This window comes from Curtobacterium sp. SP.BCp, from assembly GCF_051903255.1.
GTDB lineage: Bacteria > Actinomycetota > Actinomycetes > Actinomycetales > Microbacteriaceae > Curtobacterium.
This window is the reverse complement of sequence record NZ_CP194338.1, coordinates 2,600,176-2,621,331: the sequence shown is the minus strand read 5'-3', so window position 1 is coordinate 2,621,331 and position 21,156 is coordinate 2,600,176. Positions and strand designations below refer to the sequence as shown.

Here is a 21,156-nt window from a genome sequence, read left to right as displayed (position 1 = left end):
CAACCCCGGTTCAGGTCCTACGTTGGGACCTGGCCGCGATGCACGCGGTCGACCCCCCGATGACAGGAACGACCACGACCACGATGTCCGACGCGCCCGCGAACCTCGCCGAGGCCTACAAGTCCGCCTTCCGGGGCCATCCCGCCGGCGTCGCCGTGATCACCGCTGAGGGCCCCGACGGCCCGACCGGGCTCACGGCGTCGAGCGTCGCGAGCGTGGCGATCGACCCGCCGGTCCTCGTCTTCTCGCTGTCGACGAGCTCCGGGTCCGCCGGCGTCGTCCTCGGCGCCCCGATCTTCGTCGTGCACCTCGTCGACTCGCTCGGCGTCGCGCTGGCGAAGCGGTTCGCGAGCACCGGGAGCCCGGCCGCGGACGACCCGATCTGGGGCACGCTGCCCTCGGGGGACCGCTACCTGCCGGGTGCCGCGACCGCGCTCCGGTGCCGGCCGCTCTCGACGACACCGATCGGCTCGTCGACCGTCGTCGTGGCCGAGGTCCTCGACATCGTCCTCGGCCTCGAGCGCGGCGAGCCGCTCGTCTACCACAACCGGGAATTCCACTCCCTCACCGACCGTTCCCGGCTCTCGTGAGCCGCGGGACACCGTTCCGCCAACCACCGATCGAAAGGACCTCACATGGCTGAGTACACCCTGCCGGAGCTGCCGTACGACTACGCGGCGCTCGAGCCGCACATCAGCGGCAAGATCATGCAGCTGCACCACGACAAGCACCACCAGACCTACGTGACGGGCGCCAACACCGCGCTCGAGCAGCTCGCCGAGGCACGCGAGTCGGGCAACCTGGCGAACGTGAACAAGCTCGAGAAGGACCTCGCGTTCAACCTCGGTGGCCACGTCAACCACTCGATCTTCTGGACCAACCTCGGCCCCGACACGAAGGTCCCGGAGGGCGAGCTCGCCGCGGCGATCGACGAGTTCTTCGGCTCGTTCGAGAAGTTCCAGGCGCAGTTCACCGCCGTCGCGACCGGCATCCAGGGTTCCGGCTGGTCGGTGCTCGCGTGGGACCAGGTCGGGCAGAAGCTCACCACGTTCCAGCTCTTCGACCAGCAGGCCAACGTGCCGCTGGGCGTCGTGCCGATCTTCATGCTCGACATGTGGGAGCACGCCTTCTACCTCGACTACCTCAACGTCAAGGCGGACTACGTCAAGGCCGTGTGGAACATCGTCGACTGGGAGAACGTGGCCGCGCGCTTCGCGAATGCGAAGTCGCAGAGCTTCGTCACGCTCTGAGTCGTGTGCAGCGGGTCGCGTGACGCGACCCGGAGACGGACGGGAGGGACGGTGCCGGACGGCACCGTCCCTCCCGTCCGTTGCACGGTGTGCGGAGTCGTTGCTCCCCGCTAGGCGACGGGCACCTGCGCTCCGGAAGCGAGCCGGTCGGCGATCGCGCGGAGCGCGCCGTCGACGTCGGTGCCGTCCGGGTCGACGAGCGCTGCCCACTGCGCTCCCCGTGCGGCGCAGACCGCCTCACTCGCTGCCTGTTCGGCATCGGGAGTCGCGTAGCCGTGTGCCGTGCACCACGCGGCGATCGCGGCGAGGTGACCGTGGTGCACGAGACGCTCGCGCTCCCGCCCGTCGAGGGTCTCGACCGCGCCGAGCTCGAACGTGAGCCGTGCGGCGAGGAACCGATCGCGGTGCTCGAGCCCGCCGAACACCGCGATCAGCCAGTGGCGGAGCGCGGCGGGGCCCGCGTCGGGCACGAGGCGGAGGTCGGCGAGGTCGCGGTCGAGGTGCTCGACGACGGCGTCGATCAGCGCCTCCCGCGAACCGAAGTGGTACGCGATCGGGTACGCGCTCGTCCCGAGGACCCGGCCGAGGCTCCGGACCGAGACCGCCTCGAGCTTGGTGTCGTGCAGGTGCTCGGTGACCTTCTCGATGATCGCGGGCTTGAGCGTGGGATCGGGCTTCCTGGGCACGGGGTCCTCCGGGACTGCTGGCACGGCCGCCGTGTGCGACCACCAGAAATATTACCGTACGTGCGATGCATTCGAGATGGCTGAGCCTGAGTGATCCGCGAGAAAAGAGGAGCAAAGCTCGTGTACACGTACACTAAGGCGGATGTCCACGTTCCACGAGCACGCTGTGCCGCCACGAACGCCCGTACCAGGGCGGGCGCAGCCTGCTGACCGAGGACGGCGTCGGGGCGCCGGGAAGCGCTTCCTGGTCGTCGGCGACGTCCTCGACGGCATCCTCGTGCACACCACCGCTGACGCCATGGGCCTGCACGACCCGGCCGCCACCATCCGCCACCGCGCGGTCGGCGCCGGGGGGAACACCGCGACGTGGTTGGGGTGGCTCGGTGCCGAGGTCGACCTGGTGGCCCGGGTGGGCGTCGACGACGTGCACCGACACGAACGAGGACTCGAGGACGCCCGAGTCCGTCCGCACATCCGCTACGACGCTCGTGCGAGCACCGGGACCGAGGTCTCCGTGCGGAACCGGAACGGGCGCACGGCGATGTCCGACCCGGCGGCCGCGGGCCTCCTGTCAGCGGCCGACGTGCCGCCCGACCTGGTCGCCCGCGCGGACATCGTGCACCTGACCGGCGCGGGCATGCTGTCCGGCGGCGGGGTGGACCGGCTCGCGGAACTCGTGGCGTGCGCCCGCTCCGGACCGGCCCGGGTGTCGCTCGACCCGTCGTCGCCGTCGGTCGTCCGGGCGCTCGGTGCCCCGGCGTTCCTCGAAGCCCTCGCCGGGGTCGACGTGCTGTTCCCCGGACGCGAGGAGACCCTGGCGCTCACGGGAGCCGCCGACCTCCGTGAGGGTGTCCGGCGGCTCACCGAACACGTCCCGCTGGTGGTCGTGACCGTCGGAGCGGACGGCGCCGTCGTGGGGCGGCCGGGGCGGAGTCCGCAGCGGGTGGCGGCCACGCCGGCGACGGTCGTCGACACGCTCGGGGCGGGGGACGCCTTCGCCGCCGGGTTCCTCCGCGCCTGGGCGACCGACCCGGTCCGGATCGGGTCGGCCGCGCGCGAGGGCGGACGGGTCGCTGCACGGGCGCTCGGCTTCGTCGGCGGTCGTCCGCCGGTCTGACCTCCGGTCGCTGCTCAGGCCTCGTTGGGCTCGGCCGTCACCGTCATGGTCTGCACGAGGCCGGCGGCGAGCGGCGCGAGTCGGATCTCGACCCGGAGTCGACCACCCGCGCCGGGGAGCCACCACCGCAGGTGCGTCGGCGCGACCGAGCGCTCCTCGGCCGGTGCCGCCGTGAGGTCGGCGCCGACGGCAGCGGCGGCCTCGGCCAGGTGTCGACGCCGGCGCTCGTAGGGTTCGTCGAGCGCGACGTTCGGCGAGAGGATCCGATCGGCGAGGGCGTCGTCCCAGTCGGCGAGCAGGGTGGAGACGCGGCGCTGCGCCTCCCGGGTCTGCGGGAGCACCGCGACGTCGGCCGTGACCGGACCTCGTGCAGACCGCCCGGTCTCGCGCTCGCCCTCGCGCGCGTCGAGCAGGAGGTCGAGAGCCTCGGTGGCGGCCTGGGACACCTTGGCCTGCGTCGCGTTCTCGAAGGCGACGACGCCGATGCCGTGCCGGGTGGACCAACGCATGTGGGCGGAGAAGCCCGGGTACCCGCCGGAGTGCGAGGCGATCGGACCGTGACGGTCGTCCTGCTCGACGAACAGCCCGAACCCGTACGCCGTCGCACGGGTCGAGCCCGGGACGATGACGGGCGGGACGACCCGCATCGCCTGCTGCATGAGCCGTCGATCGGCCGGTGCCACGGGCCCGGGTTCGGGCCGGTCCGCGAACGCCGAGGCCAGGTGACCGCCCCACCGAGCCAGGTCCGAGACCGTCGAGTAGAGGCCGCCGATGGAGGAGAAGGCGCCGGGGCCGGTCAGCGGCAGCGGCTCCCAGGTACCGGCGTACGGCCGGACCCCGGTCACCACGAAGCCGTTCGAGTCCTCGGCGGAGAACACCGTGTCGTGCAGGCCGAGCGGGCGGAGCACCCGGCCCGTCGCCGTCACGGTGTAGGGCTCGTCGGACACGACCGCGACGACCCGACCGAGCAGGGCGTACCCGAGGTTCGAGTAGGCGAACCCGGTGCCGGGGACGCTGTCGAACAGCAGCCCGTCGGTCAGCACCGCGTCCAGCTCGTCGTCGCTGATGGACTCCTGACGGTCTGCCCAGGGGTCATCCGTCGGGAACCCCGCGGACATCGTCAGCAGCATCCGGACGGTGGGCACGGGGGAGTCCGTCGTCGGGAGCTCGACCGCGCGGAACGCCGGGACGAAGTCGGTGACCGGGGCGTCGAGGTCGAGCCGGCCGTCGGCGACGAGGGTGAGCAGGGTCGCCGCCGTCACGCTCTTCGTGCACGAGGCGATCCGGTAGACCGTCGAGTCATCGGGCGCGGTGCCGTCACCGCGGTCGCCGTGGCCGCCCGACGCCACGAGTCCGCTCGGGTCGAAGACGCCCCAGACCGAGCTCGGGGCCACACCCCGTGCGACGCGGTCTCCGAAGACGGCGTCGACCCGGGCGATGACCTCCGCCGTGGTCACGATCGACGCATCCGGTCGTAGGCGTCGAGCGCGCGCTGCCGGGTCTCCTTGAGGTCGACCATCGGCTCGGGTCGGTCCTCGTCCGCGGGCACCCACCGCCGGACGTACTCGCGGTGCGGGTCGAAGCGCTCGAGCTGGCGCTCCGGGTTGAACACGCGGAAGTACGGTGCCGCGTCGAAGCCCGACCCCGCCACCCACTGCCAGTTGCCCGGGTTGTTCGCGGCGTCCGCGTCGACGAGGGTGTCCCAGAACCACTGCTCGCCGACGCGCCAGTCGACCAGGAGGTTCTTCACGAGGAAGCTGCCCGCGGCCAGCCGGACGCGGTTGTGCATCGCGCCGGTGTGCCAGAGCTCCCGCATGCCCGCGTCGACCAGGTCGAAGCCGGTCGTCCCGGTCCGCCACGCGTCGAGCTCGGCGTCCGAGGCGTCGCGCCACGGGAAGCCGTCGAACTCGCGGCGGACGTTGACCGTCGCGATGTCCTCGCAGTGGAAGTACTCGTTCCAGTTGAACTCACGCCACGCGAGCTGCCGGAGGAACGCCGGCGCCTGCTGCCGCTGCGACGGCTCCATCTGTCTGTGCAGGCGGTGCCACACCTGGTACGGGCTGATCTCGCCCCAGCGCAGGTGCGGGGAGAGGCCGCTCGTGGCGTCCATCGACGGTTCGTCACGCTGGTCGTAGTCCTCGAGGGCGTGCTCCACGAAGTGCTCGAGGCGACGGTGCGCACCGAGCTCGCCCGGGGTCCAGCCGTCGCGGAGTCCGGCGGCCCAGTCCGGCTTCGTCGGCAGGAGCGCCCAGTCGTCGAGGTCGTCGCCCGTGACGTCCGCCGCAGCCGGGAGGTCGCGCGGCTTCGGGAGCGGGTGGCGGGGCTCGGGCATCGCCTGGGCCGCGCGCCAGAACGGCGTGAAGACCTTGTACGGCTCGCCCTGGCCGGTCGTGACCGTCCACGGCTCCCAGAGCAGGTTCGCGACGAAGCTGTGCGCCTCGACGCCGTGGTCGTGGAGGGTCGACTTGATGCAGGAGTCGATCTCGCGTTCGGCGTGACCGTAGCGGCGGTTCCAGAACACCGCGTCCGCCCCGGTGTCCGCGACGAGGGCGTCGACGACCGCGGCAGCGGCACCGCGCCGGAGCACCAGTCGGGAACCGCGCTCGCGCAGTGCGTCGTCGAGGGCGGTCAGTGAGTGGTGGAGCCACCACCGCGCCGCAGCGCCGATCGACCGGACGCCGGGGGACTCGTCGTCGAGGACGTACACGACCGTCAGCGTCCCGCCGTGGTCGATGCCGGCCCGGAGCGCCGGGTTGTCCGCGAGCCGGAGGTCGTCGCGGAGCCAGACGATCGCGCCGGTCACACGGAGGCCGTGTCGGGAGCGGAGCGTCGTGCGGGGATGCCGGTCCCTGCCGCGCGGCGCACCTTCGTGCAGAGCTCGGTGAGGGTGCGGAGCTCGACGTCGGTGAGTCCGGCGCCGAGCTGCGCGGCGATGCTCGCGGCGTGCTGGACCGCGACCGCGCGGTAGACGTCGAACCCGTGCGGGGTGAGGGCGACGTAGACGCCGCGTGCATCGGTGGGGTCGGGCTGCTTCTCCACGATGCCGCGCGAGGCGAGGCGGTCGACGAGGCGGCTCACGCTCGGCTGGGTGAGGAGGAGGTGGCCGGTCAGGTCACGCATCCGCGACCGTCGACCCGGCTGGGTGGAGAGGTTGAAGCAGACGTCGTACTCGTTGAACGAGATCTCGCCGCCGGGGAACTCCGCGTTGAGGTTCCGCATCACCTGTACCTGGGCGCGGAAGAGGGCCTCCCACGCCGTGACCGCAGTGGCCTTGTCGCTCACCTTGCTGCTCCCTCCGGTCCGTCGCCCAACCCTACCGACGACGCCCGACAGACGGACGCGGCCCATAGGTGACGGGTGCAGCTCCGGAAAGCACAAGGGCCGGCCACCTTGTCGCGGCCGGCCCTCTCCCTTGCACGATGGGTGCAGCTCCGGAAAGCACGAGGGCCGGCCACCTTGTCGGCGGCCGGCCCTCTCCCCTGCACGATGGGTGCAGCTCCGGAAAACACGAGGGCCGGCCATCCGAAGACGACCGGCCCTCTCCCTTGCACCAAGAGTGTCCTGCAATCACATTCCACAGGCGGTGCCACAGCAAACACTGCCTGCAGGAACGACTGTATAACGAAGCGGTAACGGCACGCTAGACCACACGTGCCCCGTTCGCTGCGAGTTCACCAAGAGCGGTCGATGTCCTCGCCGAGAGGCCTCAGAACAGGTCGGGCGACGGCGTCGACGCGTAGCGGACCGCGACGTCGGCGTGGCGGTCGAAGCGGTAGCCGACGCCCCGGACGGTCCGCACGATCTCCTCGAACGCGCCGAGCTTCGACCGCAGTCGGCGGACGTGCACGTCGATGGTGCGCTCGTTCGGCGTCTCGTCCTCGCCGTCGGACCACAGCCCGTCGATGATCGCCGAGCGGTCGACGGTCCGGCCCTCGCGGAGCACGAGGAACTGCAGCAGCTCGAACTCCTTGTAGGTCAGCGGTGCCGGCTCGCCGTCGAGCGTGACGCGCTTCCGGGAGATGTCGATCACGACGCCGGTCTCCTCGGGCTCGGGCTTCTCGGCCTGCTTCCGCGCGGCGACGGCGGAGCGGTCCTGCAGGGCGAGCCGGACGACGTCGACGTCACGCCCACCGGAGCCCTCGGCGGCGACCGCGACCGCGGCGTAGGTCTCCGACGTCGGCACGAGCTGCGCCGTCAGGGCCTTGAGCTGCTCGACCACGGCCGCGAGCGTCGTGCCGGCCGCTGCCGCCTTCGCCTCGTCGATCCCGACGTAGAGGGCGAAGCCGCGGGCCTCGGTGCCCTCGGGCAGTGCGCGGTTGCGCTGCGGGGCGACGACCGGGCTCGTGGGCACCGGGCTCGCCTGCGGTGTCACCGGCTGGCGACGGGGACGCAGCGGCGTCACCGTGCCGAGGTCGGTCGGTGCGGGTGCCGATGTGCGGAGCGGGGTGCGGGGCTGGGCGATGGTGAGCGACATGGCTGGTTCTCCGGGAGGAAGGTCGCGGTGCTGCGGTGCTGCGATTGTGCGACCGGTGTCGAATGCGTCGGCCCGGGTACGGCGGTGTGCCGAGGATTCCCCGCGGTCCTGCTGTGGACCGGGGAGCCCGGGAGTGCGGGGATCGATCGCGTCGGACGCCTGGCGTCGTCGACGTGGTCGTCACCCGGGGATCACGCCTGCGCGACGGGGGTGGGGTCGCGGGGGATCCGGCTGGAACGGGTGCCGATCAGGCACACATTCGACAACGCATGACCGACATCATCGGCATCATCATGCCGACGGTCCCCACTGCTCCAGAGGTGGAGCGCGCCTCGATGAGGACGCGGGCGGACACGGTTGCAGTCATGGGTCGAGTATGGGTGGGATACCAACGCGGTGTCAACCGTCCGACCGGACGGTGCGTTCCGCGTCCGTGAACCGGGAACGGACTGGAGGCACGGTGCCAGCTGGCACCGTGCCTCCAGTCCGTCCATCGGTCGCGGATGCGACCGGGGTCGTCTACTCGGCCAGACCGTAGAGGCGGTCGCCCGCGTCGCCGAGGCCCGGCACGATGTAGCCGTTCTCGTCGAGCTTCTCGTCGAGCGCGCCGAGCACGATCGAGACGTTGCGGTCGCCGACGGCCTGCTCGACGGCGGCGAGGCCCTCCGGAGCGCCGAGGATGCACACGCACGTGACCTCTTCCGCTCCGCGGTCGAAGAGGAAGTCGATCGCGGCGGCGAGGGTGCCACCGGTCGCGAGCATCGGGTCGAGCACGAAGCACTGCCGGCCGGAGAGGTCGTCCGGCAGCCGCTCGGCGTAGGTCTGCGGCTCGAGGGTCTGCTCGTTGCGGGCCATGCCGAGGAAGCCGACCTCGGCCGTGGGGACGAGCTTGACCATGCCCTCGAGCATGCCGAGCCCGGCACGGAGGATCGGGACGACGAGCGGGCGGGGCTTCGCGATGGCGACGCCCATGGTGTGCGCGACCGGGGTGTCGATCGGCGTGGCGGTGACCCGGACGTTCCGGGTGGCCTCGTACGCGAGGAGCGTGACGAGCTCCTCGGTCAGGGCGCGGAACGTCGGCGAAGGGGTCGTCCGGTCGCGGAGCACCGAGAGCTTGTGCGTGATGAGCGGGTGGTCGGCGACGTGGACTCGCATAGGGTCGAGCCTACCGTGCTGCCGACTGCCTGGAGGTCCCGTGGAAGCACCCGCCGCCCGCCCGTGGGTCGCCGCGATGGAGGCCGCCCTCGCCGAGGCCCGCGCGTGCCTGGCGACCGGGGACGTCCCCGTCGGCGCGGTCGTGGTGGACGCCGCCGGGGCGGTCGTCGCGACCGGGCGCAACGAGCGCGAGGCCCGGCAGGACCCGACCGCGCACGCCGAGGTGCTCGCGCTCCGGGCAGCGGCCGCGGTGACGGGGGACTGGCACCTCGAGGACTGCACGCTCGTGGTCACGCTCGAGCCGTGCGTCATGTGCGCCGGGGCGGTCCTCGCCGCTCGGGTGCCCCGCGTGGTGTTCGGCGCGTGGGACCCGAAGGCCGGCGCGACGGGGAGCGTCTACGACGTCGCGCGTGACCGTCGGTTGCCGCACCGGTCCGAGGTCGTCGGCGGGGTGCTCGAGGCACCGTGCGCGGCCCTGCTGGACGACTTCTTCGGCGCGCGTCGCTGACACCGGCCCGCCGGGCCAGCAGGCCGTCGGGCCGTCGGGCCGCCGGGCCGTCGGGCCGTCGGGCCGTCGGGCCGTCAGCTCGTCAGGTCGTCACCAGATGACGGCGATGAGGACGTTGACGATCGCGAGCGCACCCGCGGAGTGGAAGAACGGCAGGGCGGCCTTGTCCTTCGCCTGCCCCGCATCGGCCCGCTTCTGACGGGCACGCGCGACGAACGCGAGCACGAGCGCGACGAGGGCGATGACGAGCTTGACCCCGAGCTTGGCGTGGTTCGCGCCGCCGTCCGTCGTCGCGTCGATGAGCCCCATGAGGCCGAGGCCGGTGACGAGCTGCACGACGAGGCCGATCACGATCCAGTTCGTCTCGAAGCCGCCCTTGCGCCGCACCTGGAACAGGAACGAACCGATCACCGCCGCGAGGCCGATGAAGTGGAGGATGAGCAGGACGTCACGCAGCGCGGTCATGCAGCCATCGTGCAACATCCGACATTCGGGCCGCCAGCAAGGGCACCCTCAGTCGACGAGCCCGCTCAGTCGGCGGCGCGGAGGACGATCGCCTCGGTCGGTGGGCGCGGCCCGGTCCGGAGCACGTCCGGCTCGACGTAGATCACCCGGGCGATCGGGACGGCCTGCCGGACCCGGTGCTCGACGGTGTCGATGCCCGCCGCGACGTCACCGAGCCGTCGGTCGCCGTCGACCGCGACCTTCACGCCGACCATGAGCTCGTCCGGGCCGAGGTACAGCGTCTTGATGTGGATGATCGCCTCGACCTCGGGGCCGTCGAGCACGGCCTCCTTGATCCGTGCGACGTCGGCGGCGGTCGCGCCCTCGCCCACGAGCAGGCTCTTCGTCTCGACGCCGAGCACCAGCGCGACGGCGATCAGCAGCACCGCGATGAGGATCGTGCCGATCGCGTCGAACACCCCGTTGCCGGTGATCGCGGTCAGGCCGACGCCGAACAGCGCGAAGACGAGGCCGGTCAGCGCCGCGGTGTCCTCGAGCATGACGACCGGGAGCTCCGGCGCCTTCGCCCGTCGCACGTACTGCACCCACGACAGCGAGCCCTTGTTCGGCCGTGCCTCGCGGAGTGCGGTCCGGAGCGAGAAGCCCTCCAGGCCGATCGCGATGACGAGCACGAGCAGGGGGAGCCACCAGCTCTCGAGCGGGTGCGGGTTCCGCAGCTTCTCGATGCCCTCGTAGAGCGAGAACACGCCGCCGACCGAGAACAGGACGATCGACACGACGAACGCGTACACGTAGCGCTCGCGGCCGTAGCCGAACGGGTGCTCCTCGTCCGCGGCTCGTCGGGCACGGCGGCCGCCGAGCAGCAGCAGGAGTTGGTTCGCGGAGTCGGCGAGGGAGTGCACGCCCTCCGCCAGCATCGACGCCGAGCCGCTGATCGCCGCCGCGACGAACTTCACGATCGCGATGCCGACGTTCGCACCGAGTGCGGCGAGGATCGCCTTCGTGCCTCCGGAAGCGCTCACGGGTACCCCTTCAGTCCTGGCCTGACTGACGATCCTAGGCCGTCGGTAGGGTCGGGGGTCATGACCATCGAACTGCCCCGCACCGCTCTCCTCGGCGTCGGCTCCATGTCCGGCGCGGTCCTCGACGGGCTCCTCGCCGCCGGTCTCGACCCGTCGACCGTCGTCCTCACGACGAAGTCGGAGGAGTCCGCGGCGGCGCACCGCTCGCGGGGTCTCGACGCACACGCGAGCGACACCGAGCCGGACGCCAACCGTGCTGCCGTCCGCGGTGCGGGACTGGTCGTCGTCGGGGTGAAGCCGTACATGATCGCCGACCTGCTCGCCGAGGTCGCGGAGGACCTCGCGCCGGGGACGGTCCTCGTCAGCGTCGCCGTCGGTACCACCATCGCGAGCATGGAGGCTGCGGTGCCCGAGGGGGTCCGGGTCGTGCGGGCCCTGCCGAACACGCCGATCGGTGTCGGGCGCGGCGTCACCGGGATCAGCGCGGGCGACTCGGCGGACGAGGACGCCGTCGCGCTCGCCTCGTCGGTCTTCTCCGTGTCGGGCTCGGTGATCGAGGTGCCGGAGTCGCAGCTCGACGCGCTCTCGGCGGTGTCCGGGTCCGGCCCCGCCTACGTGTTCCTGGTCGTGGAGCAGTGGCAGCGAGCGGCCGAGGAGCTCGGGTTCACGCCCGAGCAGGCCGCGACCATGGTGCAGGGCACGCTCAGCGGGGCGGTCGCGCTCCTCGAGTCGTCCGACCGGACCCCGGCGGAACTCCGCCGCGCCGTGACGAGTCCGAAGGGGACCACCGAGCGCGCGGTCGCCGTCCTGCAGGACGCCGACCTCTCGGCGACGCTGCTGCGCGCGTCGCGCGCGGCGATCGCGCGGGCCGAGGAGATCGCGGCCGGCTGAGGCAGGTGCCGTGGTCCCGACCAGACATCGGCCTGGAGGCGCGTGGCGGGCCCGCCCCGCCTCCCTCGCAGGCTCGGTCGGCGCGGTCCGCGTGACGCTGGCGCGTCACCGCTGAGCGGACCGCGCCCGGCCGTCACGGGAGCGGTCGACGCACCGCGACCCGACCAGCTCACTCCACCGCTGCGAAACGCTCCAGGTCGGCCGTGGCGCCGGAGACGATGATGACGTCGTCCTCGCCGATGATGCTCTCGGGCGTGGCGGGCACGAACGCCTGACCCGGCGTCTTGATGCCGAGCACCGTGAGACCGAAGCGGGTGCGGATGACCGTCGTGGCGAGGTCCTTCCCGCGCACGGCCCGCGGCGGGAACATCTTGACGACGGCGAAGTCCTCGTCGAACTGGATGAAGTCGAGCATGCGGCCCGACACCAGGTGCGCCGTCCGCTCTCCGGCCTCGCGCTCCGGGTAGACGACGTGGTTCGCGCCGATGCGGGACAGGATCACGCCGTGCGAGCGGCTGATGGCCTTCGCCCAGATCTGCGGGATGCCGAGGTCGACGAGGTTCGCCGTGATGAGCACGCTCGACTCGAGGTCGGAGCCGACCCCGACGACGGCGATCGCGAAGTCCTGCGCGCCGATCTGCCGGAGCGCGTCCATGTCGGTGGCGTCCGCCTGGACCGCGTGCGTCACCCGGTCGGACCACTTCTGCACGAGTCCCGCGTCCGTGTCGACCACGAGGACCTCGCGGTGCTGCCGCTCGAGCTGACCAGCGGTCGCGGCACCGAAGCGACCGAGCCCGATCACCAGGACCGGGGCGTCGTGGCTGACGGCGCCGGCGAGCGGGTGGGTGGACGGCAACGGTGCGCGGGTGCGGTCAGCCAACGATCGGCCTCTCCTCGGGACGGCGGAACAACTGCCGGCTCTGGCTGGCGGCGAGGGCTGCGGCGATCGTCACTGTACCGACCCGACCGAGGAACATCGTGGCGGCGAGCACGTACTTGCCCGCCTCCGGGAGCTCGGCGGAGATGCCGGACGAGAGCCCGCACGTGGCGAACGCCGAGATGACCTCGAAGAGGACGCGGTCGAGCGAGTCGCGTGTGATCTGCAGCAGGGCGATCGTGGCGACGGCGACGATCGTCGCGCCCCAGAGCACGACGGCGACCGCGACACGGAGCACGTCGCTCGGGATCCGACGGCCGAACGCCTCCATGCTCTGCCGGCCACGGGCCTCGGCCACAGCGGCGAGGAACAGCACCGCGAGCGTCGTCACCTTGATGCCGCCGGCGGTCGAGGCCGAGCCCCCGCCGATGAACATGAGCATGTCCGTGACGAGCAGGCTCGCTCCGTGCATCTGTTCGACGTCGATGGTGGCGAAGCCGCCCGAGCGGGTCATGGTCGAGAAGAACAGCGCCTGGAACGCCGTGTGTCCGGCACCGGCCTCGCCGAGTGTCGCCTTGTTGGACGCCTCGAGCGCCGTGTAGACGACCGCGCCGACGACGAGCAGCACGGCGCTCGTGACGAGGGTGAGCTTGACGTGCAGGGACCAGCGGCGCGGCGTGCGGAACTGCTTGGTGATCGTCCGGATGACCGGGAACCCGATCGAGCCCGCGACGACCGCGATCATGATGAGCGTCAGGAACCAGTAGTCGTTCGCGAACGGCGCCAGTCCCTCGGCGTTGGGGGAGAAGCCGGTGTTCGTGAAGGCCATCGCGGCGTAGTAGAACGCGTCGCCGACCGCGGTCCAGAACGGGTAGCCCGCGACGAGCACGGACGGCAGGAGCAGCAGGCCGACCGCGATCTCGATGGTCAGCGTGCTCACCGCGACCGTCGCGAGCAGCGTGCCGACCTCCCCGAGCCGGACGGCCTGCCCCTCCGGCACGGCGCCGTGGTGGGTGCGCAGCGGGTTCGAGTCCCCGGCGGCCATGAGCTTCGCCCGGAGACCGAGACGCCGGGTCACCACGAGGCCGAGGATCGATGCGAACGTGAGCACCCCGACCGCGCCGATCTGGGTGCCGACGACGATGACGACCTTGCCGAACACCGACCAGTGCGTCGCCATGTCGACGGTCGCGAGCCCGGTGACGCACACCACGGACGCCGCCGTGAAGAGCGCGTCGGAGAAGTGCGTGGGGCGCCCGTCCGCGGCGGCCCACGGCGTCATGAAGAGCGACGTGAAGACGAAGATCAGCGCCAGGAACACGAGGATCGCCAGCCGCGACGGACTCGCTCGGAGGACCGCTCCGACCTGGCTCAAGCGACGCCGCGAGGTCGACGGGCCCACGCGCAACTCTTCCGTGTGGTCCAGCATCGTCGTATGCCTCCGGGGACATGGGCGGGTCGGATGGCATGGTACATCCGGGACGGGGCGGATAGCCTTGTCCCATGGCCGACATCTTCTCCGTCGTGGCGGACCCGACCCGACGCGAGCTGCTCGGAGCACTCCTCGCCGCGTACGGCTCCGACGTCACCGGTGGGGAGCTCAGCGTCGGTCAGCTCGTCGAGAAGCTCGGCGTCAGCCAGCCCACCGTGTCGAAGCACCTCCGGGTCCTCCGCGACATCGGCCTCGTGTCCAGTCGCGAGGAGGGGCAGCACCGCTTCTACCGTCTCGACCCGGAGCCGTTGCTGCCGGTCGAGGAGTGGGTGCTGTCGTTCACGGGCGCGGTCGACGCCGACGGCACCCCGGCCACGACCGCGTGGACGCCGGACGGACAACCGGTCTCGGTACGACGGAACGGCGCCGCGGGCAAGGCCACCGTCGAGGTCGGCACGGAGCTCGGCCGCGTGATGGCCGAGGCGTCCTACCGGGCTTCGGCGGCGCTCACGGGGGCGCAGCAGGGTTGGGAGCGCGTGGTCGACCGCGGCCGGAAGCGCTTCACCCGTCGAGGCGACGAGGACTGAGCACGCCCGATCGTCGACGTCCGTGCCGCCCGCTCCTCGACGACCGTGGCCGAGTCGTGACCGTGTGCCTGGACAGGTGTTCCCACCGGCCTCTACAGTGATCAGAGACCACACAGGTCACACCCAACCCGTGCGTCCGACGCCCGTCGTCCCGCACGAGTCTCCCGAAGGCGGATCATGACCGGCAGTTTCGACGACGTGCGCTTCCTCACCGTGGCCGAGGTCGCGGAGATGATGCGCGTCTCGAAGATGACCGTCTACCGCATGGTGCACGCCGGGGAGCTCCCGGCCATCCGCTTCGGTCGGTCCTTCCGCGTCCCGGAGTCGGCGGTCGCCGAGGTCCTGCGCGGGGGCATCGCCGACGTCGGCTGAGCACCCCACCGCGCCGGGTGCGGCCGCTGTGTTCGACAGGACCGGCGCGCTCCGCTAGACTCGGCCGGGTTGATTTTCCGCGGTCCCGACGGGCGCGGTGTCCACACATCAGCATCGTTCCGAGCGAGGTCCACTATGGGTTCTGTCATCAAGAAGCGCCGCAAGCGCATGGCGAAGAAGAAGCACCGCAAGCTCCTTCGCAAGACGCGTCACCAGCGTCGCAACAAGAAGTAAGTCCAGTACTTGCACCCGAAGCCCCGGTCCGCCGGGGCTTTCGTGTTCCCCGGGCACGGCGGGCCCGCGTACGCCGCGCACGCCGGAGGGCTTCGGACGCAGGCCGGTACGCTGACCCCATGCCCGCCGTGACCCTCCTGACGAAACCCGGATGCCACCTCTGCGACGACGCGAGACCCATCGTCGAGCGGGTCGTCGCCGAACATCCCGGCGTGACGCTGCAGGAACGGTCGATCCTCGACGACGACGCCCTCCGCGAGGAGTACGCCGAGGACATCCCGGTCGTCCTGGTCGACGGGCGTGTCCACAGCAACTGGCACGTCGACGCCGATCGGCTGCACCGTGCCCTCGAGAAGGCAGAGGCCTCCGCATGATCCACCACGTCGTCGCCTGGACCCTCCGCGAGGACGTCGACCGCGACGCCTCGATCGCCCGCGTCCGCGAACTCCTCACGGGGCTCGTCGGCACCGTGTCGTCGATCCGCTCGCTCGAGGTCGTCGAGAACGTCGCCTACCCCGACAAGAACTCCGACCTCGCCGTGGTCGCGACCTTCGACGACCTCGACGGGCTCGACGCGTACCAGGTCCACCCGGACCACCAGGCCGCGGCAGCGGAGATCCGCGGACTGGTCACGGGGCGGGCCGCCATCGACTGGCGGAGCTGAGCCGCGCCTCCCGGCTGATCGCGCCGACCCTTCCGGACCGGAACGGCCCCCTCCCGATCGGGAGGGAGCCGTTCTCGTGTGCAGCGTCCGCGCGGGCGGCTCCGCCTACGGGGTGAGGCGCGTCGGTCCGCGGAAGAGGTACGTGACCTCGCGGATCGACGGCTCGTGCAGCGCGAGCATCAGCACGCGGGCGAGGCCCATGCCGAAGCCGCCGTGCGGCGGGACGCCGTAGCGGAAGAAGTCGAGGTACCAGTCGATCTCGGCGGTGTCGAGACCCTTCTCCTCGGCCTGGGCCGCGAGCCGGTCGACCCGGTGCTCGCGCTGGGCGCCGGTGGAGATCTCCGCGCCGTTGAACAGCAGGTCGTAGCTGTTCGTGAGCGTCGGGTCGTCCTCGTGGCGCATGTGGTAGTACGGCCGGATCGACGCGTCGTAGTCGGTGACGAACACGAACTCGGAGCCGTGCGTCTCCTTCGCCCAGGCACTCACGCGACGCTCGCCCTCGGGGTCGAGGTCGCCGTCGGCGCGCACCACGTCGTAGCCGCTGTCGGCGACGATCTTGCGGGCCTCGGCCAGGGTCACGCGCGGGAACGGAGCGGTCGGCACGACGAACTCGAAGCCGAAGACGTCCTCGATCTCCGCGCCGTACTTCTCCTTGACGGCGGTGAACCCGGCGACGAGGACCTCCTCGTGCATGGCCATGACGTCCTGGTGCGACTCCACCCAGGAGATCTCGGCGTCGACGCTCGTGAACTCGGTCGCGTGACGGCTCGTGAACGAGGGGTCGGCGCGGAAGGCGTCGGCGATCTCGAACACGGCGCCGAACCCGGCCGGCTGGGCCATCTGCTTGAAGTTCTGCGGCGACTGCGCCAGGTACGCGGTGGTCTCGAAGTACTCGAGCTGGAAGAGCTCGGCGCGCGACTCGGAGGCGGAGGCCATGAGCTTCGGTGTGTGGATCTCGATGTAGTCGCGGTCGACCCAGTACGAGCGGAACGCGTGCTCCATCGTCGTCTGGATGCGGAAGATGAGGTTCTGCTTGCGGTTGCGGAGGTCGAGGAAGCGCCAGTCGAGCCGCTTGTCGAGCGACGAGTCGTCCGCGATCGGCGTGTCCGGGATGGCGGCGCTCACGACCTCGAGCGAACCGACCTTGACCTCGAGCCCGCCGAGCTTGACGCGCTCGTCGTGCTTCAGCGTGCCCTGGACGTGCACGAACGTGCCGTGGGCGAGCCCGGAGATCTCGTTCGTGATCGCCAGTGCTGCCTGCGCGGCGTCGTCGCCGTCCTCGGCCTCACGAGTGGCGGGGTTGACGAGCTGCGCGGCGCCGGTCTCGTCGCGGAGGACGACGAACTGCACCTTCTTCTGGTCTCGGACGGTCTCGACCCATCCGGCGACGGAGACGGGGCCGTCGGGGAGCGCGGCGAGTTCGGCGATGCGGGTGCGTTCGATCACGGGGGTCGAGTCTAACCGGCTCGCTCCGCGGCCGCTCCTCCACAGTGGGTGCGCCGGCTCGGTCCCTCCACAGGTCTGCCGGGAGGCACGGATCGCCGCGTGCGGATCCGTAGCGTCGTCGACGTGGCCGGGTCGCGAGTTCGGGGGAGGTCCCGTGACGGCAGGGACGGAGGGGCTCGCGGCCTGGCCGCCTGCGGCGGTGGCGGTCGTCGTGGCCGCGGTCTGCACGGCGGCGTTCACGCTGCTCGTCGCGTTCGTCGGGGGCGTGTGGGCGGTGGTGCGGTGGCGACGGGACGTTGCTCGTGAGGAGCGCGAGCGAGCGTGGTCGAGATTCGTCTGGATCGTCGATCAGGCGTGCGATCCGGACATCGGGCGCACGGAGATCGGGACCATCGCAGCCGACGCGATGTACGACATGCAGATGCTTCGCGAAGACGACGCCGTGCTCGGCACCATGGTGCTGGGCCTCATCACGGGGAGGGAGACAGGGTGACGACGGAAGACCCGGTGCTGGCGCTTATCCGACGGCGGCAGGAGGAGTGGCGGCGGCGGATTCGCCGGAAGTACCGACTGCGGCCGTGGAAGGCGCGTCGGCTCATCTGGGAGCACCACGAACTGATCCGACGGCAAGCCGAGTGGAGGGCGGCGCGGGAGGAGCGCCGACGGCTGATCGAGGCGGGCGAGCTGTCAGGGGAGCGAAGCGCGGAGTGAACCGAGCGTGCCGATGAACTCCTCGGCCATGCCGGCGCGCTCGACGAGCTTCGCGTGTCGGGCCCGCGCGTCCTCCAGGAACTCGTCCAACCGTGCGGCCAGGGCCGGTTCGTCGTCGGCCGTCCGGGCGCGGAGCGCATCGACGACCCGCAGCAGTTCCGCCATCTCGTCGAGGGTGAACCCGAGGGGCTTCATGCGACGGATGACCAGCAGCCGTTCGAGGTCCTCCGCGGTGTAGACGCGGAACCCACCCGTGGTGCGTCCGCTCGGAACGAGCAGCCCGACCTCGTCGTAGTGCCGGATCGTGCGCAGGGACATGCCGGCCCGGTCGGCCAGCTCCCCGATGTGCATCGTCTCCACGGAACCAGCGTACCGACCCTACCCTCACGTGAGGGTAGGGTTGCCGACGATGTCCGCGATCACGCACGCCCCGACGCCCGCCACCGTCCTCGGGGCCCTCCGTTCCCCACGCCTGCTCACCCGTGAGGTCCTCGCCGGCGTCGTGACGGCGCTCGCCCTCATCCCGGAGGCGATCTCCTTCTCGGTCGTCGCCGGCGTCGATCCCGCGGTCGGTCTGTTCTCGAGCGTCGTGATCGCCGTCGTGATCGCGATCGTCGGCGGCCGACCGGCGATGGTGTCCGCCGCCGCGGGGTCGGTCGCCCTGGTCATCGCACCGCTCGTCCGCGACCACGGGATCGCGTACCTGGTGCCCGCGGTCCTCCTCGGCGGCGTCGTCCAGATCGTCCTCGGTCTGCTCGGGGTGGCGCGGCTCATGCGGTTCATCCCGCGGAGCGTGAACGTGGCGTTCGTGAACGCCCTCGCGATCCTCATCTTCACCGCGCAGTTGCCGAACCTGTTCGGCCACGACGTGCCGTTCGTGGTGTGGCCGTTGACGGCCCTCGGCATCGCGGTGATCGTCGGCTTCCCGTTCCTGACGAAGGCCGTCCCCGCGCCCCTCGTCGCGGTCGTCGTGATCACCGCGATCACGATCGTGTTCGGCGTCGCGGTGCCGACCGTCGGCGACGAGGGTGCCCTGCCGACGGCACTGCCCGGGTTCACCGGCGTCACGGTCCCGGTCACGTTCGAGACGCTGCAGATCATCGCGCCGTACGCCGTCGGCATGGCGGTGGTCGGGCTGATCGAGACGCTGCTCACCGCCCAGCTCGTCGACGCGATCACCGAGACCGGGTCGAGCAAGTGGCGGGAGTCGTGGGGGCAGGGTGTCGCGAACATCGCGTCGGCCTTCTTCGGCGGGACCGGCGGCTGCGCGATGATCGGCCAGACCGTCATCAACGTGAAGACCGCCGGCGCTCGGACCCGGATGTCGACGTTCGTCGCGGGCGTCTCCGTGCTCGTGCTGACGATCGTCCTGCACGACCTCGTGGCGCAGATCCCGATGGCGGCGCTCACCGCGGTCATGGTCATGGTCTGCGTCGCGACCTTCGACTGGCACAGCATCCGACCGAACACCCTGCGCCGGATGCCGCTCGGCGAGACCGTCGTCATGGTGCTGACGGTCGTGGTCGTGGTCGTGACGGACAACCTCGCGACGGGCGTGCTCGTCGGGGTCGTGGCTGCCGCACTGGTCTTCGCCCGCCGAGCAGCCCACGTGGTGTCGGTCGTCCGCGAGCCCGTGGACGAGCGCACCGTCCGGTACCGGGTGCGGGGCGCGCTCTTCTTCGCGAGCTCGAACGACCTCGTGACCCGGTTCTCCTACGCCGAGGACCCCGAGCACGTCGTCGTCGACATGACCGACGCGCACGTGTTCGACGCGAGCACCGTGGCCGCGCTCGACGGCGTCGAACAGCGGTACGCGCAGCACGGCTCGACCGTCCGGGTGGAGAACCTCAACACCGGCTCGGTCGCCATCCACGGGCGTCTCTCCGGCCACCTCGGCTGAACGCTCGGCTGAAGGTCCCCGCAGCCGTGAATCCCCTGGGCGGGGGGTGGGAGCGTCCGGGCGACCTAGACTGGAAGTCATGCCCGCGACCCGAGTCCACCTCGTCCGTCACGGCGAGGTGCACAACCCCGGCCGTGTCCTCTACGGTCGGCTCCCGGGCTTCGGACTGAGCGACCTCGGCAAGCAGATGGCGTCCGCGTCGGCAACGGCGTGGCACGATGCCGGCGTCGACGTCCGGCGCATCGTCGCCTCACCGCTGCAGCGCACGCAGGAGTCCGCGGCGCCCTGGGCGGACGCCTACGGGCTCGAGGTCGCCCTCGACGAGCGCCTCATCGAGCCGACGAACCGGTACGAGGGGCAGCCCCCGGGGTTCACCAAGCGCTCGATCGGGCGTCCGGCCGAGTGGCCGTGGATCGCGAACCCGTTCCGCCCGAGCTGGGGCGAGGCCTACGAGTCCATCGCCAACCGCATGCTCGCGGCCGTCGCCACGGCATGGGAGAGCGTCGACGAGGGGGACGTCGTCCTCGTCAGTCACCAGTTGCCCATCTGGATGGTGCACCGTCGTCTCGCCGGGGAGCACCTGTGGCACGACCCGCGGCAGCGGCGGTGCGACCTCTCCAGCATCACGACCCTCGAGCGTGTGCCCGCCACGCCGACCGGTCGCTTCGCCGAGGTCGGGTACGCGGACCCTGCCGAACGGCTCCGGGAGACCGCGATCGACGAAGGAGCAGTGTGAGGACCACCAGCAAGCGACTCGCGACGGTGGCGGCGACGGCGGTCATCGCCGCGCTCGCCCTCGCCGGGTGCTCGTCGAGCAACGACGCGCTCACGAAGCAGTACGGCAACGGGACCACGCAGAACTACATCTCCGGCAACGGCGCGGTGACCGAGGTCGCCGTGGACAAGCGCACCGACCCGATCTCGTTCGACGTGAAGAGCATGACCGGGGAGCGACTGTCGTCGAAGGCCCTCAAGGGCAAGGTCGTCGTCGTCAACTTCTGGTACGCCAGCTGCCCGCCGTGCCGTGCCGAGGCGAAGTACCTCAACACGGTCGAGGCGAAGTACTCCACCGACCAGGTCCAGTTCATCGGCGTGAACGTCCGCGACGAGCAGGCCACGGCCGAGGCGTTCGAGCGCACGTTCGGGACCGACTACCCGACCGTGCTCGACGCCGGCACGGGCTCCATGCAGTTGGCGATGTCCGGTCAGGTCGCGCCGAACGCGGTCCCCGCGACGATCGTCCTCGACAAGGAGGGCCGCGTCGCCGCTCGCGTCCTCGGCGCGGTGGACGGCCCCGGCATCCTCGACACCCTGGTCAGCGACGAGCTGACCGGGAAGGCCAAGGCCTCCTGACCGTGGCCAGCA

At 71.3% G+C, this 21,156-nt stretch carries 26 protein-coding genes; 14 read left to right on the top strand and 12 right to left on the bottom strand.

Annotated elements, in window-relative coordinates; translation table 11 throughout:
• The first annotated feature begins 59 nt into the window (after nt 1-59).
• Complete coding sequence (locus ACRQ4C_RS12365; protein WP_439688827.1) at nt 60-590, top strand: flavin reductase family protein; 531 nt, start codon at nt 60-62, stop codon at nt 588-590.
• A 45-nt stretch (nt 591-635) separates the two neighbouring features.
• On the top strand, nt 636-1,250 hold the full coding sequence (locus ACRQ4C_RS12360; RefSeq protein ID WP_058725055.1) for a superoxide dismutase: 615 nt from the start codon (nt 636-638) through the stop codon (nt 1,248-1,250).
• Between the two features lie 110 nt (nt 1,251-1,360).
• Here ACRQ4C_RS12360 and ACRQ4C_RS12355 read toward each other — a convergent pair whose 3' ends face one another.
• Nucleotides 1,361-1,936, bottom strand: coding sequence for a TetR/AcrR family transcriptional regulator (locus ACRQ4C_RS12355; RefSeq protein ID WP_439688826.1), 576 nt, complete (start codon nt 1,934-1,936; stop codon nt 1,361-1,363).
• Nucleotides 1,937-2,078: 142 nt separating this feature from the next.
• On the opposite strand from ACRQ4C_RS12355, the gene ACRQ4C_RS12350 reads away from it, so the two are divergent.
• Nucleotides 2,079-3,053: a carbohydrate kinase family protein gene (locus ACRQ4C_RS12350; protein WP_439688825.1), complete on the top strand. Its 975-nt coding sequence runs from the start codon at nt 2,079-2,081 to the stop codon at nt 3,051-3,053.
• 14 nt (nt 3,054-3,067) lie between these two features.
• Here the strand turns inward: ACRQ4C_RS12350 and ACRQ4C_RS12345 are convergent, their stop codons facing one another.
• From ACRQ4C_RS12345 to upp, 5 genes are all read right to left on the bottom strand, one after another.
• Complete coding sequence (locus ACRQ4C_RS12345) at nt 3,068-4,510, bottom strand: serine hydrolase domain-containing protein (RefSeq protein ID WP_439688824.1); 1,443 nt, start codon at nt 4,508-4,510, stop codon at nt 3,068-3,070.
• On the bottom strand, nt 4,507-5,856 hold the full coding sequence (locus ACRQ4C_RS12340) for a cryptochrome/photolyase family protein (RefSeq protein WP_439688823.1): 1,350 nt from the start codon (nt 5,854-5,856) through the stop codon (nt 4,507-4,509). Before ACRQ4C_RS12340 ends, ACRQ4C_RS12345 begins: the two co-directional genes overlap by 4 nt.
• Complete coding sequence (locus tag ACRQ4C_RS12335) at nt 5,853-6,335, bottom strand: MarR family winged helix-turn-helix transcriptional regulator (RefSeq protein WP_290131187.1); 483 nt, start codon at nt 6,333-6,335, stop codon at nt 5,853-5,855. The genes ACRQ4C_RS12340 and ACRQ4C_RS12335 overlap by 4 nt, the downstream gene beginning before the upstream one ends.
• 424 nt (nt 6,336-6,759) lie before the next feature.
• A complete protein-coding gene (locus ACRQ4C_RS12330) occupies nt 6,760-7,527 on the bottom strand; it encodes a winged helix-turn-helix domain-containing protein (RefSeq protein ID WP_400413065.1) in 768 nt (255 codons plus the stop codon).
• A 519-nt stretch (nt 7,528-8,046) separates the two neighbouring features.
• On the bottom strand, nt 8,047-8,682 hold the full coding sequence (gene upp, locus ACRQ4C_RS12325) for a uracil phosphoribosyltransferase (protein ID WP_022902488.1): 636 nt from the start codon (nt 8,680-8,682) through the stop codon (nt 8,047-8,049).
• Nucleotides 8,683-8,758: 76 nt separating this feature from the next.
• Between upp and ACRQ4C_RS12320 the strand changes: the two genes are divergently transcribed.
• On the top strand, nt 8,759-9,190 hold the full coding sequence (locus ACRQ4C_RS12320; RefSeq protein ID WP_290134207.1) for a nucleoside deaminase: 432 nt from the start codon (nt 8,759-8,761) through the stop codon (nt 9,188-9,190).
• A 90-nt stretch (nt 9,191-9,280) separates the two neighbouring features.
• On the opposite strand, the gene ACRQ4C_RS12315 is transcribed toward ACRQ4C_RS12320, so the two are convergent.
• Together ACRQ4C_RS12315 and ACRQ4C_RS12310 are read right to left on the bottom strand one after the other, a co-directional pair.
• The gene (locus tag ACRQ4C_RS12315; RefSeq protein ID WP_290131189.1) at nt 9,281-9,655 is read right to left on the bottom strand and encodes a hypothetical protein; all 375 of its coding nucleotides are present in this window, start codon (nt 9,653-9,655) and stop codon (nt 9,281-9,283) included.
• A gap of 65 nt (nt 9,656-9,720) precedes the next feature.
• Nucleotides 9,721-10,677: a cation diffusion facilitator family transporter gene (locus tag ACRQ4C_RS12310; RefSeq protein ID WP_290131190.1), complete on the bottom strand. Its 957-nt coding sequence runs from the start codon at nt 10,675-10,677 to the stop codon at nt 9,721-9,723.
• 60 nt (nt 10,678-10,737) lie between these two features.
• On the opposite strand from ACRQ4C_RS12310, the gene proC reads away from it, so the two are divergent.
• Nucleotides 10,738-11,568 carry a pyrroline-5-carboxylate reductase gene (gene proC, locus ACRQ4C_RS12305; protein ID WP_439688822.1) on the top strand — a complete coding sequence of 277 codons (831 nt, stop codon included), beginning with the start codon at nt 10,738-10,740 and terminating at the stop codon, nt 11,566-11,568.
• 169 nt (nt 11,569-11,737) lie between these two features.
• On the opposite strand, the gene ACRQ4C_RS12300 is transcribed toward proC, so the two are convergent.
• The gene (locus ACRQ4C_RS12300) at nt 11,738-12,424 is read right to left on the bottom strand and encodes a potassium channel family protein (protein ID WP_290134208.1); all 687 of its coding nucleotides are present in this window, start codon (nt 12,422-12,424) and stop codon (nt 11,738-11,740) included.
• Between the two features lie 16 nt (nt 12,425-12,440).
• A complete protein-coding gene (locus ACRQ4C_RS12295; RefSeq protein ID WP_400413075.1) occupies nt 12,441-13,874 on the bottom strand; it encodes a TrkH family potassium uptake protein in 1,434 nt (477 codons plus the stop codon).
• A gap of 74 nt (nt 13,875-13,948) precedes the next feature.
• On the opposite strand from ACRQ4C_RS12295, the gene ACRQ4C_RS12290 reads away from it, so the two are divergent.
• The 5 genes from ACRQ4C_RS12290 (at nt 13,949) to ACRQ4C_RS12270 (ending at nt 15,734) form a co-directional block, all read left to right on the top strand.
• Nucleotides 13,949-14,464 carry an ArsR/SmtB family transcription factor gene (locus tag ACRQ4C_RS12290; RefSeq protein WP_290131193.1) on the top strand — a complete coding sequence of 172 codons (516 nt, stop codon included), beginning with the start codon at nt 13,949-13,951 and terminating at the stop codon, nt 14,462-14,464.
• A 177-nt stretch (nt 14,465-14,641) separates the two neighbouring features.
• Nucleotides 14,642-14,836, top strand: coding sequence for a helix-turn-helix domain-containing protein (locus tag ACRQ4C_RS12285; protein ID WP_111080648.1), 195 nt, complete (start codon nt 14,642-14,644; stop codon nt 14,834-14,836).
• A 135-nt stretch (nt 14,837-14,971) separates the two neighbouring features.
• A complete protein-coding gene (locus ACRQ4C_RS12280) occupies nt 14,972-15,070 on the top strand; it encodes a 30S ribosomal protein bS22 (protein ID WP_003792170.1) in 99 nt (32 codons plus the stop codon).
• A gap of 119 nt (nt 15,071-15,189) precedes the next feature.
• Complete coding sequence (locus ACRQ4C_RS12275; protein ID WP_290131194.1) at nt 15,190-15,444, top strand: glutaredoxin family protein; 255 nt, start codon at nt 15,190-15,192, stop codon at nt 15,442-15,444.
• Entirely contained in the window at nt 15,441-15,734 is a 294-nt protein-coding gene (locus ACRQ4C_RS12270) for a Dabb family protein (protein ID WP_290131195.1), read from the top strand. Before ACRQ4C_RS12275 ends, ACRQ4C_RS12270 begins: the two co-directional genes overlap by 4 nt.
• A gap of 105 nt (nt 15,735-15,839) precedes the next feature.
• On the opposite strand, the gene aspS is transcribed toward ACRQ4C_RS12270, so the two are convergent.
• Nucleotides 15,840-17,180 (bottom strand): aspartate--tRNA(Asn) ligase, encoded by a 1,341-nt coding sequence (gene aspS, locus ACRQ4C_RS12265; RefSeq protein WP_439688821.1) that lies wholly within the window; start codon nt 17,178-17,180, stop codon nt 15,840-15,842.
• Between the two features lie 154 nt (nt 17,181-17,334).
• Between aspS and ACRQ4C_RS12260 the strand changes: the two genes are divergently transcribed.
• Nucleotides 17,335-17,673 (top strand): hypothetical protein, encoded by a 339-nt coding sequence (locus ACRQ4C_RS12260; RefSeq protein ID WP_439688820.1) that lies wholly within the window; start codon nt 17,335-17,337, stop codon nt 17,671-17,673.
• Between the two features lie 194 nt (nt 17,674-17,867).
• Here ACRQ4C_RS12260 and ACRQ4C_RS12255 read toward each other — a convergent pair whose 3' ends face one another.
• Nucleotides 17,868-18,242 carry a MerR family transcriptional regulator gene (locus ACRQ4C_RS12255; protein WP_290134209.1) on the bottom strand — a complete coding sequence of 125 codons (375 nt, stop codon included), beginning with the start codon at nt 18,240-18,242 and terminating at the stop codon, nt 17,868-17,870.
• A 58-nt stretch (nt 18,243-18,300) separates the two neighbouring features.
• On the opposite strand from ACRQ4C_RS12255, the gene ACRQ4C_RS12250 reads away from it, so the two are divergent.
• The 3 genes from ACRQ4C_RS12250 (at nt 18,301) to ACRQ4C_RS12240 (ending at nt 21,144) form a co-directional block, all read left to right on the top strand.
• Entirely contained in the window at nt 18,301-19,791 is a 1,491-nt protein-coding gene (locus ACRQ4C_RS12250) for a SulP family inorganic anion transporter (RefSeq protein ID WP_439688819.1), read from the top strand.
• Nucleotides 19,792-19,870: 79 nt separating this feature from the next.
• Nucleotides 19,871-20,527, top strand: a complete 657-nt coding sequence (locus ACRQ4C_RS12245) for a histidine phosphatase family protein (protein WP_290131199.1) — start codon at nt 19,871-19,873, stop codon at nt 20,525-20,527.
• Entirely contained in the window at nt 20,524-21,144 is a 621-nt protein-coding gene (locus tag ACRQ4C_RS12240; RefSeq protein WP_290131200.1) for a TlpA family protein disulfide reductase, read from the top strand. Before ACRQ4C_RS12245 ends, ACRQ4C_RS12240 begins: the two co-directional genes overlap by 4 nt.
• The last annotated feature ends 12 nt before the right edge of the window (nt 21,145-21,156 follow it).

Coding starts and splice junctions, on each gene's coding strand:
- ACRQ4C_RS12245 (WP_290131199.1), top strand. CDS start 19,871: ATGCCCGCGACCCGAGTCCACCTCGTCCGTCACGGCGAGGTGCACAAC.
- upp (WP_022902488.1), bottom strand. CDS start 8,682: ATGCGAGTCCACGTCGCCGACCACCCGCTCATCACGCACAAGCTCTCG.
- ACRQ4C_RS12275 (WP_290131194.1), top strand. CDS start 15,190: ATGCCCGCCGTGACCCTCCTGACGAAACCCGGATGCCACCTCTGCGAC.
- ACRQ4C_RS12330 (WP_400413065.1), bottom strand. CDS start 7,527: ATGTCGCTCACCATCGCCCAGCCCCGCACCCCGCTCCGCACATCGGCA.
- ACRQ4C_RS12360 (WP_058725055.1), top strand. CDS start 636: ATGGCTGAGTACACCCTGCCGGAGCTGCCGTACGACTACGCGGCGCTC.
- ACRQ4C_RS12285 (WP_111080648.1), top strand. CDS start 14,642: ATGACCGGCAGTTTCGACGACGTGCGCTTCCTCACCGTGGCCGAGGTC.
- proC (WP_439688822.1), top strand. CDS start 10,738: ATGACCATCGAACTGCCCCGCACCGCTCTCCTCGGCGTCGGCTCCATG.
- ACRQ4C_RS12250 (WP_439688819.1), top strand. CDS start 18,301: ATGTCCGCGATCACGCACGCCCCGACGCCCGCCACCGTCCTCGGGGCC.
- ACRQ4C_RS12280 (WP_003792170.1), top strand. CDS start 14,972: ATGGGTTCTGTCATCAAGAAGCGCCGCAAGCGCATGGCGAAGAAGAAG.
- ACRQ4C_RS12270 (WP_290131195.1), top strand. CDS start 15,441: ATGATCCACCACGTCGTCGCCTGGACCCTCCGCGAGGACGTCGACCGC.
- ACRQ4C_RS12255 (WP_290134209.1), bottom strand. CDS start 18,242: ATGCACATCGGGGAGCTGGCCGACCGGGCCGGCATGTCCCTGCGCACG.
- ACRQ4C_RS12290 (WP_290131193.1), top strand. CDS start 13,949: ATGGCCGACATCTTCTCCGTCGTGGCGGACCCGACCCGACGCGAGCTG.
- ACRQ4C_RS12320 (WP_290134207.1), top strand. CDS start 8,759: ATGGAGGCCGCCCTCGCCGAGGCCCGCGCGTGCCTGGCGACCGGGGAC.
- ACRQ4C_RS12315 (WP_290131189.1), bottom strand. CDS start 9,655: ATGACCGCGCTGCGTGACGTCCTGCTCATCCTCCACTTCATCGGCCTC.
- ACRQ4C_RS12350 (WP_439688825.1), top strand. CDS start 2,079: ATGTCCACGTTCCACGAGCACGCTGTGCCGCCACGAACGCCCGTACCA.
- ACRQ4C_RS12295 (WP_400413075.1), bottom strand. CDS start 13,874: ATGCTGGACCACACGGAAGAGTTGCGCGTGGGCCCGTCGACCTCGCGG.
- ACRQ4C_RS12365 (WP_439688827.1), top strand. CDS start 60: ATGACAGGAACGACCACGACCACGATGTCCGACGCGCCCGCGAACCTC.